The following is a 14247-nucleotide window of genomic DNA, read 5'->3' on the forward strand; positions in this document are numbered from 1 at the left end:
GCGTGGACGCCGACCGGCATCACGGGCAGGAGCGGCCGCCCCCTCACGGTCCCGCGGGACGTCTCCGTCCTCGGCACCGTACGCGCCGCGGGTGTCGAGGTGCTTCACTCCTGCACCGAGGGCACCTGTGGCACCTGCGAGACGACGTCCCGGCGAGGCCATGGTGATCTGGGTGTCGCGCTGCGCGGGCCGGCAGGCTCGTACTCGGCCTCTGACTGTGCGCGCGGCCGCACTCGAGGCATCGGATGCCGCGCATCAGGGAGTCGGGGAATCGAAAGGCACCGCCGTCCCGGCCGAAACGACGTGCGTGGATCCGGTCGCGGGGTCGGACGGTCAGACCCTGCTCCCGGTCGCCGTGTCCGCCGACAGCCGCTGCGCGACGTAGATCGGGACGACCGACATACCTCTGCTCCGACGAGTACAGCCTCACGCTGTCCGCGCCGGTCCGGGTGGCGGGCCGGTTCGCGGGTGTGGCCGCGGCCGACGTGTACCTGCGGCACCTCGAGGCGGCCGTACTGCCCCTCCTGCGGGGGCTTCCCGGGGCAGCCCACCTGGTCAACGCCCGGGGCCGGGTGGCGGCCCCGGCGGACCCGGCGCACCTGGCCGGATCCCTCACGAGGGGGCCGGACTTCGCGGCCGTGCTGGAGCGGGCCAGGGCGGAGACGTCCGGTGGTACGCGACTGGTGCCGTGCCGGGGCGTGCCGCTGGTGCTGGTCGTGGCACCGGGGTGAGAGCTCCGCGGCGGTCCGGCCCGGCGCCGTCGGCGACCTGAACGCCGACGGTGCCGGGTCAGGCCTCCGGTGCCGGAACGACGGTCAGGTGGCCGGCGCCGCCACGGACGCGGCGCGGGCGACGCGGGACCGCGGCGGGGCGGCGGGCGTCGCGCAGGACCAGGGTGAGGCGGGTGTAGCCGAGGGCCTCCAGGGTGCGGGGGGTCTCGCCGACGATCCGGCACTCGGTGGCGCCCCAGCGCGGATCGGGGTGCAGCAGCGGGCGGACGGCGCCGTCGTGCTCGGCGGCGTCCTCGCCTACCGCGCGGATCCAGTGCGGCAGGCCCTGCCGGAAGGCGGCCTCCATGAGCGGGTCCTGGGTGATGTCCCGGCGGATCGCCTGCAGCCCGGGGTCGTGGGCGCTGCGCTCCAGGGCGGCCTTGAAGTGCGCCAGCATCGGCAGGCACCAGCTCGGCTCGTGCTCGCCGAGGACGGTGGCCGCGTCCGGGTGGAACAACACGAACCGCAGGAAGTTGTCGCCCGGCATGGCCGTCGGATGCGGGCCGACGCCCCGGAAAAGTGACTCGAACGCGCTGTTGGCCAGGACGACGTCCCAGCGGTGGTCCACGACGAAGGACGGGAAGTGGACGGCCTGCAGGAGCGTGGCGTAGTCCTGGAGATACGCCTGCGCCTCGAGACCCTCGGGGACGGGCCGCGGCGCCGGCCGCTGCCCTCCTGCCTGATGTGCCATCGGGAGGTCACCCCTCTTGCCTCTGCGGCCTTCACGCGGCGCCCTGATCCTGCTGCCCCGACAAGAGTGATGTCAACTATCGTGGCATTTCATGCCTGTTGACGGCTGAAATTGGCCACAGTTGTGGCGAGACCTGGATGTGAGTTCGAAGCACCCGCTACTCTCCGGGAAGTTCACGGCAACCGTTTGTGATGAGCCTCGTTCGTGATGAGCCTCTGAGAGACGTAGGAGATCTGTCGGTGACGGATGGCTACGAGGATCCGGGCGCCACGGCGACCGACCAGCTGCCGGCCGTCGTCGCCCGCGTCACCGCGCTCGCCGACCGGCTCGGTGTGCCGCACTCCGAGGTCTTCGACGTGCGGCGGCTGTCCGTCGCCTGCGGCGTCCCCGAGCCCGTGGTCGGGGCCCTCCTCGGCGGCCGGCCCGCGGGCGAACCCGATGTGCAGGCGCGGTTCCTGCAGCGCCTGGACCTGCTGCGCCGCACCCGGCTGAAGCCCAACGGACGCAGGTACACCCAGCAGGAGATCGCCGACGGCGCGGGCATGTCCCGGCAGCAGGCGGGCGCCCTCATCAACGGCGACCGGCGTCCCACGATGGAGCACTGCGACGCGCTGCAGCGCTTCTTCCGCGTCCACGCCGGCTTCCTCACTGCGGAGGACCCCGAGGCCCTCGCGGGCGCGTTGCAGCGCACCGAACAGGAGCTGCTGCAGAAGCTGGCCGGCCGCGAGCGGGCGGCGGCCGAGGCCGCACAGGATCCGCTGGAGCGGCTGCTGCAGGACCACGGCGTCCGCGGGATCGCCTGGCGGGCCGCGCAGCTGCCCACCGACCAGCACCGCGACAAGGTCGCGGAGTGGCTGGACATGCTCCTGGAGAGCGTCAAGCGACCCGAGTCGTGAACCGAGGGAGAACAGTGGGCATCGCCAGGGAAATGCGCCGTCTGTGCGGCGGGTTGGTCGCCGAGCTGACCCTTCCCGCACCGGCGCGGCCGCACGACCTGTACACGGCCCTGTGCGAGGCGATGAGCCGCCGCCGCGGCCGGCCGGTCCTCTTCCGTACGGCCACCTTCCCGCCCGGCACCGCCAGCGGGCTGTGGCTGGACATGACCGACCGGGACCTGGTCGTCGTCGAGGAGCGCACCGCGCCCGACCACCAGTTGGTCATTCTCGGGCACGAGCTGTGGCACATGCAGGCCGACCACAGCGGCCATCACGTCGACGGCGTGGGCTTCGCCGCCTCGCGGCTGCTGGGGGACGCACCGGACCAGGCGGCCCTGGAGGCCACCGTGCACAGGGTGGCCGCCCGGACCCGCTTCGACCTGGCCGAGGAGCGGCAGGCCGAGACCTTCGGCCTGCTGCTGGCCAGCAAGTGCCGTACGTGGCTGGCCGGTTCGTCCCTGCGCGGTCCCGTGCAGCGCGACGACGTGGCGGGCCGTATCGAGGCGTCACTGGGGTATCTCGGTCCGCAGGGGTGAGGCCGGGGCCACCGGTGGTCAGGTCGCGCTGCGTTCGCTCGCCCCGCGCAGGTCGTGCTCCGCTGCGGCGGTGCCGGCGGTGCCGGGCCGGCCGCGCAGGAGCAGCTCCCGAAGTGGCCGGCACCCTCGAGGCCGGGCTGCAGTCGCATGCCGGGCAGCCGGAGCGTGGCGAGCATCAGGCGGGCGCCGGGCAGCGACACCAGGCGCAGCACCGGGTTGACCTCGCGGCCCACGCCGCCCGCGCCGACCAGGATGAGCCGCTCGGTGCGCTCGGGGAACTGGTAGGCGAACTGCATGGCGACGCCCCCGCCCTGCGAGTGCCCGACCAGAGTGGCGGACTCGATGCCGAGCGTGGTGAGCAGGTCCCGCACGCCGTTGGCGTAGGCGGCCACGGAGCAGTCGGCGCGGGGCTTTGTCCGGGGCGCCGTGGCCGAGCAGGCCCGGGGCGATCACCGTGTGGGAGCGGGCGAGGCCGGGGATCAGGTCCGCGCAGGTCGCCGAGGAGTCGCCGACGCCGTGCACGAGGACCAGTGCGGGGCCTGGCCGGCCATCCGGAAGGTCCGCCGGTAGCCGTGCGCCACGCGGTACCGCGGCTCGAGTTCGCCGTCGCGCACCGGTCGCAGCCGTGCGGCGCGCGCCGGGCGCCGTCGCGGGACGTCAAGCGTAGAAAGGGCGTTCCGCCAGGGTGTTTCGGTGAGGTTGCGCCTCGGCTGAGCGGGCGAAGAGGGACGCGGCGGGGCGGCGTTGTCAGTGGCGGACGGCAAGCTGGATGTGCGCCGCCACCGTGTGCGGCGTACGCGCCCTGGGGTGCGTGGACCGTGACGCCGAACGGGGAGAGCCGAGTGATGCCCACCGCTGCACTGACCGACCGCGAGCGCACCGCCGTGCAGGCCTGTCTGCGGCTGCTGCACACCGTGCGCGCCGCACTGGACGGCCCGCCGGACGGTACCCGTCCCGTGGTGGTCCCGCCCGCCGTGCTCGCCGAGGCGGAGCGGGCGCTGGCGGACGCCGGACTCGCGGGCAACGAGGAGCAGTTCTTCCGGCTGCTGCACGGCTGGTGTCCGCGGCCCTGATGCGGGCCGCGGGCCGCGGGCCCGAGCCGGGCCGCGGCGCGGCCGGAGGCCGCCCGGGCGGCGGACCCCGGCGGGCTGCCTCAGGAATGCGGCACGACGACGGCCGTGGTGACGACGCCGCGCCGCACGCTCCAGCGGCCCTCGAAACGGCCGACGCGACGGCCGCCCACCAGGGGTCCGGGGACGAGGAGTTCGGCGTGCAGGCGGCCCTGCGGGCCGGAGCCGGGCTCGGGGACGATCTCGATGTCGGCCTCGGCGAAGTCCAGCCACTGGCCGGTCAGGGGGAACCACGCCTTGTAGACGGACTCCTTGGCGCTGAACAGGATCCGGTCCCAGTGCACGTCGGGCCGCTCCTCGGCGAGCCGGCGCAGGCGGTCGGCCTCGGGCGGCAAAAAGACGTAGGAGACGATCTCCTCCGGGAGCACGTCGTGCGGTTCGGCGTCGATGCCGAGTGAGGCCAGGTCGGTGGCGCGGGCGAGGGCGGCGGCGCAGTAGTCGTCGCTGTGGGTCATGCTGCCGACCAGGCCGGCCGGCCAGCGCGGCGCCCCGCTCTCGCCGGTCAGCACGGGCTGCGCGGGCACGCCGAGCTTCTCCATGGCGAGCCGGGCGCAGGCGCGCACGGAGGAGAACTCGCGGCGGCGCTTGGTCACCGCCCGGGCCATGAGTGCCGCTTCCTCGGGGTAGAGCGGGGCGTCCCGGAGCTGGTCGTCACCGTGCAGTTCCACGGCCACGACCGAGTCCGGAAGCAGCTCCTCGATCACCGGATCCGACCTCCATCGGCAGTATGCGGCGCAGCCTTCCCGGGGGTTCCGGGCGCTTGCGCCACTCGCGGGGGTATCCCACGGAGACCTCTTCGAAGCGGACGCCGTCGAGCCAGGTGGTCCGCGGGATGTGGAGATGACCGTAGACCATGGTGGTGACGCGGAATCTGCGGTGCCAGTCGGCGGTCAGGCCGGTGCCGCACCACATGGCGAACTCGGGGTACCACAGGACGTCCGTCGGATGCCGGTCCAGCGGGTAGTGGTTGACCAGGACGGTGGGCAGGTCCTCGGGGAGTTCGGCGAGCCGGCGTTCCGTCTCGGCGACCCGGGCGCGGCACCAGGCCTCGCGGCTGGGGTAGGGGTCGGGGTGCAGCAGGTACTCGTCGTTGCACACGATGCCGGTGCCGTGCGCGTAGGCGAGGCCCTCCTCCTTGGTGGCGCACCCTGCGGGCAGGAAGGAGTAGTCGTACAGCAGGAACAGCGGGGCGACGGCCACCGGGCCGCCGGGGCCGTGCCAGACGGGGTAGGGGTCCTCGGGCGTGGTCACGCCCAGCTCGCGGCACATGTCGACGAGGTGCTCGTAGCGGGGGACGCCGCGCAGGGTGACGGTGTCGCGCTGGTGGGTCCACAGCTCGTGGTTGCCGGGGGCCCACAGGACCTTGCGGAAGCGGCCGGCGAGCGTCTGAAGGGCCCAGCGGATGTCGGCGGCGGTCTCCGCCACGTCGCCGGCCACGATCAGCCAGTCGTCGTCCGACTCGGGGTGCATCTCTTCGACGAGCGCGCGGTTCTCGGGGTACCCGATGTGCAGGTCGCTGATGGCCAGCAACCGCCCGGCCCGGCCGGCCGTCGACTCCACCCTGGCCCCTTCCGATCATGTCAGTGACACCACGAGAACACATTCGCGGTCACCGGACAAGGACAATCCGCGACAGTACGAGGACGCGCCCCGGAGCTCTTGGTTCACGGTACCGGCCGAGCGGCTTGGCAGGAGCGGTGAATCCGTAACACGCGCGTTGCACGCCGGGCCCCTTGAAAGCCGTATGATCGCCCCAACACCACCGCCACGAACTCCCTTCGCCAGGGCGGTTTGGTGTCCCTCCAGCCATCCTGCCCGGGCACGGGCCGCGCTGAGCCGTGCCCGAAAACCCCGAAAGGCGGCCTGCATGCTCTCTCGCGTACGCGTCTGGCTCAACCGCACGTACGCGGAGAACGTGTTCTTCATGGATCAGCTGCGGAGAAATCCCAGCGACCGGGCGGTCGAGATCCATGCCACGCACGGCGACCCCGACTCCCCCGTGCTGGCCGCCGCCGACACCGCCGACCTGGAGCCGGAGGGCCTGTCCCCGGCCGCGTACGTCGAGTACGCCCTGGACCAGTGCGCGCGGCGCGGTATCGACGTGTTCGTGCCGCGGCTGCACCAGGCGGCGATCGTGGCGCACCGCGCCGAGTTCGAGGCGGCGGGTACGGCGCTGCTGGCGCCGACCCCCGAAGCGGTCGCCGTGTTCGAGGACAAGGCGACGGCGTACGAGGCGGTCCGCTCGGTCGGCGTCCCGGTACCGCCGTGGTGGCGGGTGCGCACGGCGGACGAACTCGCCGCGGCCGTCGACGAGTTGGAGGCTGCCGGGCACAAGGCGTGCTTCAAGCCGGCCGCCGGTGCGGGCGGGGTGGGCTTCCGCGTCGTCACCCGTGCGCCCTTCTCCCTCACGCATCTGAGTGGTTTCCCCGGCCCCGACGTGCCGCTGGACCTGGTGGTGACGGCGCTGCGGGAGGCCGACGAGAAGGTCGACTGGCTGGTCATGCCGCGCCTGGCGGAGCCGGAGGTGTCGGTGGACTGCCTGACCGGCCCCGACAACCGCGTCCGGCTGGCGGTGGGCCGCACCAAGAACGGCCGCCGCCGCGGGTTCTCGCTGGACGAGCGGTGGCTGGCGCCGGCGCGGCTGATCGCGGAGGGCTTCGGGCTGCACTACCTGTCCAACATCCAGTTCCGGATGCTCGGCGAGCGGCCGGTGCTGCTCGACGTCAACACGCGCCCGGCCGGCGGCCTGCACCAGCTGTCGCTGTGCGGCGTCAACGCCCCTTGGGCGGCCGTGCAGTTGGCGCTCGGCGAGGATCCGGGCGAGATCGAGCCGCCGTTCCTGGGGCAGGACTACGCGGTGGTGTCCGGGCCGCGTCCGGTGCGGCCGGTGTCGCTGCCGCGGCAGCGCTCGCAGGAGGCGGAGCCGCTGCTGCCGGCGATGCCCGCGCCCGCCGCCGAACCCGCCTGCGAGGTCACCACGGAGGCGGGAGCCGCCGCCACCGCTCCGGCCTAGCCCCCCGCCCCACCGGTCTGGACCAATCATGGCGTAGAGCCTTGACACCGCGATTGGTCCATACCAACTTGGTTGCGCATCGCTTTCCGCACTGCCCCCGCACACACCCGTGCACTCCCGAACACCCCATCACTTCAGGGAGATCGCGTGCGCAACACACTGAGACGTTCCAGACGTCGCATCCTCGCCCTGCTCGGCTCCGCGGCCCTGGCACTCGCCGGGGCCATCGCCCTCCCCGGCACGGCCCACGCGGCCAACATCCTCACCAACCCCGGCTTCGAGTCGGGCGGCCTCTCCCCCTGGACCTGCGCCGGCAACCTCGGCTCGGTCGTCTCCTCCCCCGTGCACAGCGGCTCGAAGGCCCTCGCCGGGGCGGTGAGTTCGAGCGACAACGCCCAGTGCACCCAGACCGTCTCCGTCCAGCCGAACACCACGTACTCCCTCAGCGGCTGGGTCCGCGGCTCCTACGTCTACCTCGGCGTGAACGGCGGCGCCTCCACCTGGACGACGTCTCCCTCGGCGTACAGCCGGCTGTCGGTGTCCTTCACCACCGGCGCGTCCCAGACCGCCGCCACGATCTACGTCCACGGCTGGTACGCCCAGGGCACCTACTACGCAGACGACATCAGCCTCGACGGGCCCGGCGGCGGGGGCGGCGACTCGGACACCCAGGCGCCGACCTCTCCCAGCGGCCTGACCTCCACCGGCAAGACGTCGTCGAGCGTGTCGCTGAAGTGGAACGCCTCGACGGACAACGTGGGCGTCACGGCGTACGACATCTACAGCGGCGCCGGCCAGGTGCTGAGCGTCTCCGGTACGACCGCCACGGTCAGCGGGCTGTCGCCGAGCACCGGTTACACCTTCACCGTGAAGGCGCGGGACGCGGCCGGGAACGTCTCGGCGGCCTCCAACGCCGTGAGCGTCACCACGGACGCGGGCAGCGGCGGCGGCACCGGTTTCAAGCAGGCGGCGCCCTATCTGTACGAGGGCTGGGGCGATCCGCCGAGCCCGACCACGGTGATGAGCGCGACCGGGATCAAGTGGTTCACGATGGCGTTCGTGCTGGACTCCGGTGGCTGCACCCCCGCCTGGGACGGCAGCCGGCCGCTGACCGGCGGCGCCGACCAGACCGCCATCAACGCCATCCGCTCCGCCGGCGGTGACATCGTCCCGTCCTTCGGCGGCTGGCAGGGCAGCAAGCTCGGCGCCAACTGCTCCTCCGCGAGCGCGCTCGCCGGGGCCCTGCAGAAGGTGATCGACGCCTACGGCCTCAAGGCGATCGACATGGACATCGAGAACACGGACGAGTTCGAGAACGAGGCCGTGCAGGCGAAGATCCTCACCGCACTCAAGACCGTCAAGGCCAACAACCCCGGCCTGAAGACGATCGTCACCTTCGGCACCTCGACCACCGGCCCGACCTACTACGGCAACCGGCTCATCGAGCAGGCCCAGTCGCTCGGCGCCAACATCGACGTGTTCACGATCATGCCGTTCGACTTCGGCGGCGGCTCCGACATGTACGGCAACACCGTCAACGCCGCCGAGGGCCTGAAGGCCAAGCTGAAGTCGGCCTTCGGCTGGGACGACGCCACCGCCTACTCCCACATCGGCATCTCCGGCATGAACGGCCTGTCCGACCAGCAGGAGAACACCACCCCGGCGATCTGGACCCAGATCCGGGACTGGGCGAACTCCCACCACATCGCCCGGCTCGCCTTCTGGGCGGTCAACCGGGACCGGCCGTGCGCGGGCGGAGGCGTGGTGAGCAACTGCTCCGGCATCAGCCAGAGCACCTGGCAGTTCACCTCGGTCACGGCCGGCTTCACCGGCTGAACCGAGACGTCATCAGCGTGGGGGTGCCCGACCGGGTACCCCCACGCCTGCGCGATCTCCGCGAGCCGCGGCGGCAGTCCGGCCGGCGGTCCGGGCGGTCCGGATGCGGCCCGGCCTGAGGGTGCTGGACCAGTCACCGAGCTGCGGGCGGAAGGTGCCGTGGTCCTTGCTGCCGTAGTCGAGCACGCTGCTCTCCCACTCGACGCCGAGGAAGCCGCACACGCCGCGGGCCGTCCGCTCCGGTTCGGCGGTGAGCTCCTCGTACGTGACCACGCGGGTGTCGAGGCTCCGCCGCGCCTCCTCCAGCTTCTCGCTGCAGCGCAGTACTTCCGCGCGGACGGCCTCGTGGTCGGGGTCCTTGCGACGGTTGGTCAGGACGTGATGACCGCGCCGGGGTGGCACAGCAGCAGGATGTAGCGCGCCTCGGGCCGACATCGCCTCAGCCGGGGCCGGGGCCGGATGAGCGTGTGGAGGCGTTCCACACGCTCCTCGATCCGGCGGCGTTGTTCGTACATATGGGCGTCCAGAGGGAGCGCGCGAGGGAGAATGCGCTTTCAGGCGAGGGTTTACCCAAGGTACGCCAGGCCGGGATGGACCTCGGTGTAGCCCTCGACGAGCCTGCGGGCCACGTTCACGGAGTCGACGAGCGGGTGCAGCGCGAAGGCCTTCACGGCCGTCGTACGGGAGCCGGACTCGGCGGCGGCGAGCACCTCGCGCTCGACGGCCTTGACCGCGCAGACCAGTCCGGTGGCGTGGCCGGGCAGCGGGTCGACGGCGACCGGGTGCGCGCCGTTGGCGTCGACCAGGCACGGGACCTCGATGACGGCCTCCGAGTCCAGCACCGAAAGGGTGCCGCGGTTGCGGACGTTGAGGATCAGGGTCGTGCGCTCGTCGCGGGCGATCGCCCGCATCAGGGCGAGGGCCACCTTCTCGTAGCCGCCGGAGAGGTCGTCGGCCTCGCGCTCGCCGGCCCCCGCCGTCTCCCGGTTCTCGGCCATGTAGGTGGCCTCGCGTTCGGCGCGGGTGCGGTCCCAGGCCTTCAGCGCGGACGCCCCGGGGTTCTTCATCTCCTCGTAGAACCGCTCCTGCTGGTCGCGCAGGAAGGCGCCGCGGGTCTTCTCGGCCTCCTGGTAGGCCCGGACCGCCTCGCGGTTGAAGTAGTAGTAGTGCAGGTACTCGTTCGGGATCGCGCCCAGCGACCGCAGCCAGTCGACGCCGAACAGCCTGCCCTCCTCGAAGGAGCCGAGCAGGCCGGGGTCGGCGAGCAGGCGCGGGAGTTCGTCGTGGCCGGCGACGCGCAGACCGCGGACCCAGCCGAGGTGGTTGAGGCCGACGTAGTCGATCCACGCCTCCTTCGCGTTCGCGCCGAGCACGCGGGCGATACGGCGACCGAGACCGACCGGCGAGTCGCAGATGCCGATGACGCGGTCGCCGAGGTGGCGGGACATGGCCTCGGTGACGAGGCCGGCCGGGTTGGTGAAGTTGATGACCCAGGCGTCGGGAGCGAGGCGGGCGACACGTCGCGCGATGTCGACGACTGCAGGCACTGTGCGCAGACCGTATGCGATCCCTCCCGCACCCACCGTCTCCTGCCCGAGGACCCCCTCCGCGAGCGCCACCCGCTCGTCGTTCGCCCGTCCCTCCAGGCCGCCGACCCGGATCGCGGAGAACACGAAGTCGGCGCCGCGCAGGGCCTCGTCCAGGTCGGTCGTCGCCGTCACCTCGGGCGCGCCGGGCACGCCCGCCGCCTGTTCGGCCAGCACCCGGGTCACGGCCGACAGCCGTCCGGCGTCCAGGTCGTGCAGCACGACCCGGGTGACCCGTCCCTCGGCACGGTCCGTCAGGAGCGCCCCGTACACGAGCGGCACCCGGAACCCGCCGCCGCCCAGAATCGTCAGCCTCACGCTTGCACCTCTCCTGCCACGACCACCTCGACGTCCGCCTCCTGAAGCGAGGAGTGGGTCGCCGGGTCGACCGGCGCGTTCGTCACCAGCACGTCCAGGTCCTCCGGACCGCAGACCTTCGCCGTTCCCGTACCCGGGAGCTTGGCGGAGTCGGCGAGCAGGACCACCTTGTCACTGGACTTGATCATGGCCCGCTTGACCGGCACCTCGACGACCGTCGTGTCCATCACCTGCCCGCCGGGCCGTACACCGCTGGTGCCGAGGAAGAGCCAGTCGGCGTGCAGCTGGCGCAGGTTGTCCTCGGTGAGGAAGCCGGCCAGGGAGCGGTACTCGCGGCGGACCATGCCGCCGAGCAGCACCAGCTCGATGCCCTCGTCGTCGGCGAGCTCCTCGTAGACCACCAGGTTGCTGGTGATCACGGTGAGCCGGCGTCCGTGCAGCCGGCGGGCCAGCCGGAAGGCGGTGGTGCCGATGTCCAGCAGCACCGACTGACCGTCCCCGACCATCGCCGCCGCGCGCGCCGCTATGGCGTCCTTCTCCGGCACGCGCACTTCCGCGACCTCGGCGAAGGGCTGGTCGCCCTCCTCGACGACGGCGCCCCCGTGCACGCGCGTGAGCAGGCCGTCCTCCTCGAGCTCGACCAGGTCGCGCCTGATCGTGGCGGGGCTCACCCCCAGCTGCTCGGAGAGGTCGGTCACGGCCGCGGGGCCGCCGGAGCGCAGGGCCCGCAGGATGAGTTGGTGTCGTCGTTCCGCCAGCACACCGTGAACACTACTCGTCACCTTCGAGCACTCCTATGCTCAATTCTGCTCAGATATTGATCGATCTCACTGGAGCGGCGCGGCTTCACCGAGTGAACTCGCCTGCCGAAAACGGAGATTCCTTGTTTTAACTCTTGACGACCGATCGGGACGGAGAGCACATTGGCCGCACCTTGAGAGCGCTCTCAGAAGGCACCCGCGCATCCGACTCCGTACCCGAGAGGCCCCCATGAGCGAAACCTCCGGCACACCCAGCGGCATACCCAGACGGCGTTCGCTGCGCCGCGCGCTGCTGGCCGTTCTCGGCACCCTCGGTCTCGCGGCGGCCGCCGCCACGGCCGCCACCCTGCCCGCCAGCGCCTCCGCGCCCACGCCCCCCTCCGGCTGGACGCAGGTGTTCCTCGACGACTTCAACGGCGCGGCGGGGACCGGCGTCAACACCTCCGCCTGGCAGTACGACACCGGGACGTCGTACCCGGGCGGTGCCGCCAACTGGGGCACGGGCGAGGTCGAGACGATGACCAACAGCACCAGCAACGTCGCCCTCGACGGCAACGGCAACCTGCTCATCACCCCGCGCCGCGACTCCTCCGGCAACTGGACCTCGGGCCGCATCGAGACCACCCGCACCGACTTCCAGCCCCCGGACGGCGGCAAACTGCGCGTCGCATCCCGCATACAGTTGCCCAACGTCACCGGCGCCGCCGCCAAGGGCTACTGGCCGGCGTTCTGGATGCTGGGCGCGCCCTACCGCGGCAACTACCAGAACTGGCCGAGCGTCGGCGAGCTGGACATCATGGAGAACGTCCAGGGACTGAACACCGACTGGGCCACGGTGCACTGCGGCACCAACCCCGGCGGCCCCTGCAACGAGACGTCCGGCATCGGCGGCAACACCTCCTGTTCCGGCACGACCTGCCAGGCCGGCTTCCACACCTACGCGATGGAGTGGGACCGTTCGACCAGCCCCGAGGAGATCCGCTTCTACCTCGACGGCGTCAACTTCCACACGGTGAAGGCCAACCAGGTCGACGCCACCACCTGGGCGAACGCCACCAACCACGGCTTCTTCATCATCCTGAACGTGGCGATGGGCGGCGGCTTCCCGGCGGCGTTCGGCGGCGGCCCGGACAGCGGCACGCAGCCGGGCCACCCGATGGTCGTGGACTACGTGCAGGTGCTGCAGTCGACGGGCAGCGGGGGCGGCACCACGCCTCCGCCGTCCGGCAACCGTGACGCCTACAGTGCCATCCAGGCCGAGTCCTACGACAGCCAGTCCGGCACGGCCACCGAGACCACCACGGACACCGGCGGCGGCCAGGACATCGGCTCGCTGGCCAACGGCGACTGGGCCCTCTACAAGGGCGTCGACTTCGGCTCCACGGCGGCCAGGCAGGTCTACGGCCGGGTGGCGAGCGGTGCGGCCTCCGGTGTGAGCGGACTGGTGGAGGTGCGCCTCGACAGCCGCAGCAACTCCCCCGTCGGCAGCTTCGCGGTGGCCGGCACCGGCGGCTGGCAGAGCTGGAAGACGGTCCCGGCGAACATCACCTCGGTCACCGGCACGCATGACGTCTATCTGACGTTCACCAGCGGCCAGGCGTCGGACTTCGTGAACGTGAACTGGTTCGACTTCGGTCACTGACCGCCGCCCTCCCTGGAAAGGGGCTCCACGCGCGCGCGTGGAGCCCCTTTCCCTGAGCGCCCTCAGCGCAGCTCCGCCCGGAACGCCACCGGCGTCCGGCCGGTGTGCAGGTGGAAGAACTTGGAGAAGTTCGCCGCGTCCGGGAAGCCGACGGCCGCGCCGACGCGGCCTATCGGCATGTCCGTGTGGGCGAGGAGGCGCTTGGCCTCCAGGACGACGCGCTTGTCGATGAAGCCCTTCGGTGTCTCGCCGGTGGCGGCGCGGACCGCGCGGACCAGGGTGCGGCGGGAGTAGCCGAGGGCGTCGGCGTAGGCACTGACGCTGTGGTTGGCGGCGAAGCCCTTCTCGACGGCGTCGCGGAAGAGGGTGAACGTCGTGTCGGCCTGCTGCCGGGCCACTTCCGCCGAGCTGGCCGCGAGATGCGCCAGGCGCAGCAGGAACGCCGTGAGCAAGTGGCGCAGCACCGAGGTGTGCAGGCCGAGGGGAAGCGTCGCGGTGTCCTCGTACTCCCGGCGCAGCTGGGCCAGGGACGCCTCAAGACCGGCGAGCTGGGCCGGGTCGGGGTGGAGCAGGGGCGGCAGGTCGTACCGGTACAGCCCGGTGGCCTCCACCGTTGCGCGGGGCAGGAAGCCGGGCTGCATGGTCAGGACGGTTCCGCGGTACTCGCTGGTGCGCGAGAAGCGGTGGACCTGCCCCGGGCGGATCCACAGCAGGTCACCGGCCGCCACCTGGTACTCGGCGAAGTCGATCATGTGGCGTACGGGGCCGTCGGCGAAGAGCATCACGACGTGGAAGTCGATGCGGTGCACGCGCTCCAGCGGCGCCTCGGCGTGCCAGGTGCGGTCGCTTCCCATCGGGCCGATCTGCATGCCGACACCGCAGACGCTGAGTTCGACCGGGAAGGGGAAGGTTCTGATCCCGTCCACGCCGCCGTCACCGTCGTCGTCACCGTCTGCGCTTTGGGGGGTCATGTTCGCCATGTCCTTCTCGTGCCGCCTCAGCCGCGCGCCCTGCGGCGCCGTGCCGCCC

At 72.0% G+C, this 14247-nt stretch carries 14 protein-coding genes and 3 pseudogenes; 8 read left to right on the forward strand and 9 right to left on the reverse strand.

Going from position 1 to position 14247, the window contains the following annotated elements:
* Positions 1 to 27: 27 nt before the first annotated feature.
* Both ACIBBH_RS10240 and ACIBBH_RS10245 read left to right on the forward strand, forming a co-directional pair.
* Positions 28 to 168 (forward strand): annotated as a pseudogene (locus ACIBBH_RS10240) (2Fe-2S iron-sulfur cluster-binding protein); the annotation flags it as partial.
* 233 nt (positions 169 to 401) lie between these two features.
* Positions 402 to 731 (forward strand): annotated as a pseudogene (locus tag ACIBBH_RS10245) (cache domain-containing protein); the annotation flags it as partial.
* A 58-nt stretch (positions 732 to 789) separates the two neighbouring features.
* Here the strand turns inward: ACIBBH_RS10245 and ACIBBH_RS10250 are convergent.
* Positions 790 to 1461, reverse strand: a complete 672-nt coding sequence (locus ACIBBH_RS10250) for a hypothetical protein (RefSeq protein WP_399403803.1) — start codon at positions 1459 to 1461, stop codon at positions 790 to 792.
* A 239-nt stretch (positions 1462 to 1700) separates the two neighbouring features.
* Here ACIBBH_RS10250 and ACIBBH_RS10255 point away from each other — a divergent pair, with 239 nt between their 5' ends.
* Entirely contained in the window at positions 1701 to 2357 is a 657-nt protein-coding gene (locus tag ACIBBH_RS10255; RefSeq protein ID WP_399403804.1) for a helix-turn-helix domain-containing protein, read from the forward strand.
* A 32-nt stretch (positions 2358 to 2389) separates the two neighbouring features.
* On the forward strand, positions 2390 to 2932 hold the full coding sequence (locus tag ACIBBH_RS10260) for a toxin-antitoxin system, toxin component (protein WP_399404030.1): 543 nt from the start codon (positions 2390 to 2392) through the stop codon (positions 2930 to 2932).
* A gap of 128 nt (positions 2933 to 3060) precedes the next feature.
* Here the strand turns inward: ACIBBH_RS10260 and ACIBBH_RS10265 are convergent.
* Positions 3061 to 3555 (reverse strand): annotated as a pseudogene (locus ACIBBH_RS10265) (alpha/beta fold hydrolase); the annotation flags it as partial.
* A 222-nt stretch (positions 3556 to 3777) separates the two neighbouring features.
* Here ACIBBH_RS10265 and ACIBBH_RS10270 point away from each other — a divergent pair.
* Positions 3778 to 4005 carry a hypothetical protein gene (locus ACIBBH_RS10270; protein ID WP_399403805.1) on the forward strand — a complete coding sequence of 76 codons (228 nt, stop codon included), beginning with the start codon at positions 3778 to 3780 and terminating at the stop codon, positions 4003 to 4005.
* An 80-nt stretch (positions 4006 to 4085) separates the two neighbouring features.
* Here the strand turns inward: ACIBBH_RS10270 and ACIBBH_RS10275 are convergent, their stop codons facing one another.
* Positions 4086 to 4766 (reverse strand): 4'-phosphopantetheinyl transferase, encoded by a 681-nt coding sequence (locus tag ACIBBH_RS10275; protein ID WP_399403806.1) that lies wholly within the window; start codon positions 4764 to 4766, stop codon positions 4086 to 4088.
* Entirely contained in the window at positions 4714 to 5622 is a 909-nt protein-coding gene (locus ACIBBH_RS10280) for a metallophosphoesterase family protein (RefSeq protein WP_399403807.1), read from the reverse strand. The genes ACIBBH_RS10275 and ACIBBH_RS10280 overlap by 53 nt, the downstream gene beginning before the upstream one ends.
* A 307-nt stretch (positions 5623 to 5929) precedes the next feature.
* On the opposite strand from ACIBBH_RS10280, the gene ACIBBH_RS10285 reads away from it, so the two are divergent.
* Both ACIBBH_RS10285 and ACIBBH_RS10290 read left to right on the forward strand, forming a co-directional pair.
* Positions 5930 to 7075 (forward strand): ATP-grasp domain-containing protein, encoded by a 1146-nt coding sequence (locus tag ACIBBH_RS10285; protein ID WP_399403808.1) that lies wholly within the window; start codon positions 5930 to 5932, stop codon positions 7073 to 7075.
* Positions 7076 to 7222: 147 nt separating this feature from the next.
* Positions 7223 to 8911, forward strand: a complete 1689-nt coding sequence (locus ACIBBH_RS10290; RefSeq protein WP_399403809.1) for a carbohydrate binding domain-containing protein — start codon at positions 7223 to 7225, stop codon at positions 8909 to 8911.
* Positions 8912 to 8923: 12 nt separating this feature from the next.
* Here the strand turns inward: ACIBBH_RS10290 and ACIBBH_RS10295 are convergent, their stop codons facing one another.
* The 4 genes from ACIBBH_RS10295 to ACIBBH_RS10310 are packed head-to-tail and all read right to left on the reverse strand — an operon-like array spanning position 8924 to position 11576.
* A complete protein-coding gene (locus ACIBBH_RS10295) occupies positions 8924 to 9313 on the reverse strand; it encodes a hypothetical protein (RefSeq protein WP_399403810.1) in 390 nt (129 codons plus the stop codon).
* Positions 9283 to 9426: a hypothetical protein gene (locus tag ACIBBH_RS10300; RefSeq protein ID WP_399403811.1), complete on the reverse strand. Its 144-nt coding sequence runs from the start codon at positions 9424 to 9426 to the stop codon at positions 9283 to 9285. Before ACIBBH_RS10300 ends, ACIBBH_RS10295 begins: the two co-directional genes overlap by 31 nt.
* 51 nt (positions 9427 to 9477) lie before the next feature.
* The gene (locus tag ACIBBH_RS10305; protein ID WP_399403812.1) at positions 9478 to 10815 is read right to left on the reverse strand and encodes a 6-phospho-beta-glucosidase; all 1338 of its coding nucleotides are present in this window, start codon (positions 10813 to 10815) and stop codon (positions 9478 to 9480) included.
* Positions 10812 to 11576: a DeoR/GlpR family DNA-binding transcription regulator gene (locus ACIBBH_RS10310; RefSeq protein WP_399404031.1), complete on the reverse strand. Its 765-nt coding sequence runs from the start codon at positions 11574 to 11576 to the stop codon at positions 10812 to 10814. Before ACIBBH_RS10310 ends, ACIBBH_RS10305 begins: the two co-directional genes overlap by 4 nt.
* A 229-nt stretch (positions 11577 to 11805) precedes the next feature.
* On the opposite strand from ACIBBH_RS10310, the gene ACIBBH_RS10315 reads away from it, so the two are divergent.
* Positions 11806 to 13218, forward strand: coding sequence for a glycoside hydrolase family 16 protein (locus ACIBBH_RS10315; protein WP_399403813.1), 1413 nt, complete (start codon positions 11806 to 11808; stop codon positions 13216 to 13218).
* 62 nt (positions 13219 to 13280) lie between these two features.
* Here ACIBBH_RS10315 and ACIBBH_RS10320 read toward each other — a convergent pair whose 3' ends face one another.
* On the reverse strand, positions 13281 to 14198 hold the full coding sequence (locus tag ACIBBH_RS10320; protein WP_399403814.1) for a helix-turn-helix domain-containing protein: 918 nt from the start codon (positions 14196 to 14198) through the stop codon (positions 13281 to 13283).
* Positions 14199 to 14247 lie beyond the last annotated feature (49 nt).

Origin of the sequence: Streptomyces sp. NPDC051636 (assembly GCF_044453765.1) — a bacterium.
GTDB lineage: Bacteria > Actinomycetota > Actinomycetes > Streptomycetales > Streptomycetaceae > Streptomyces.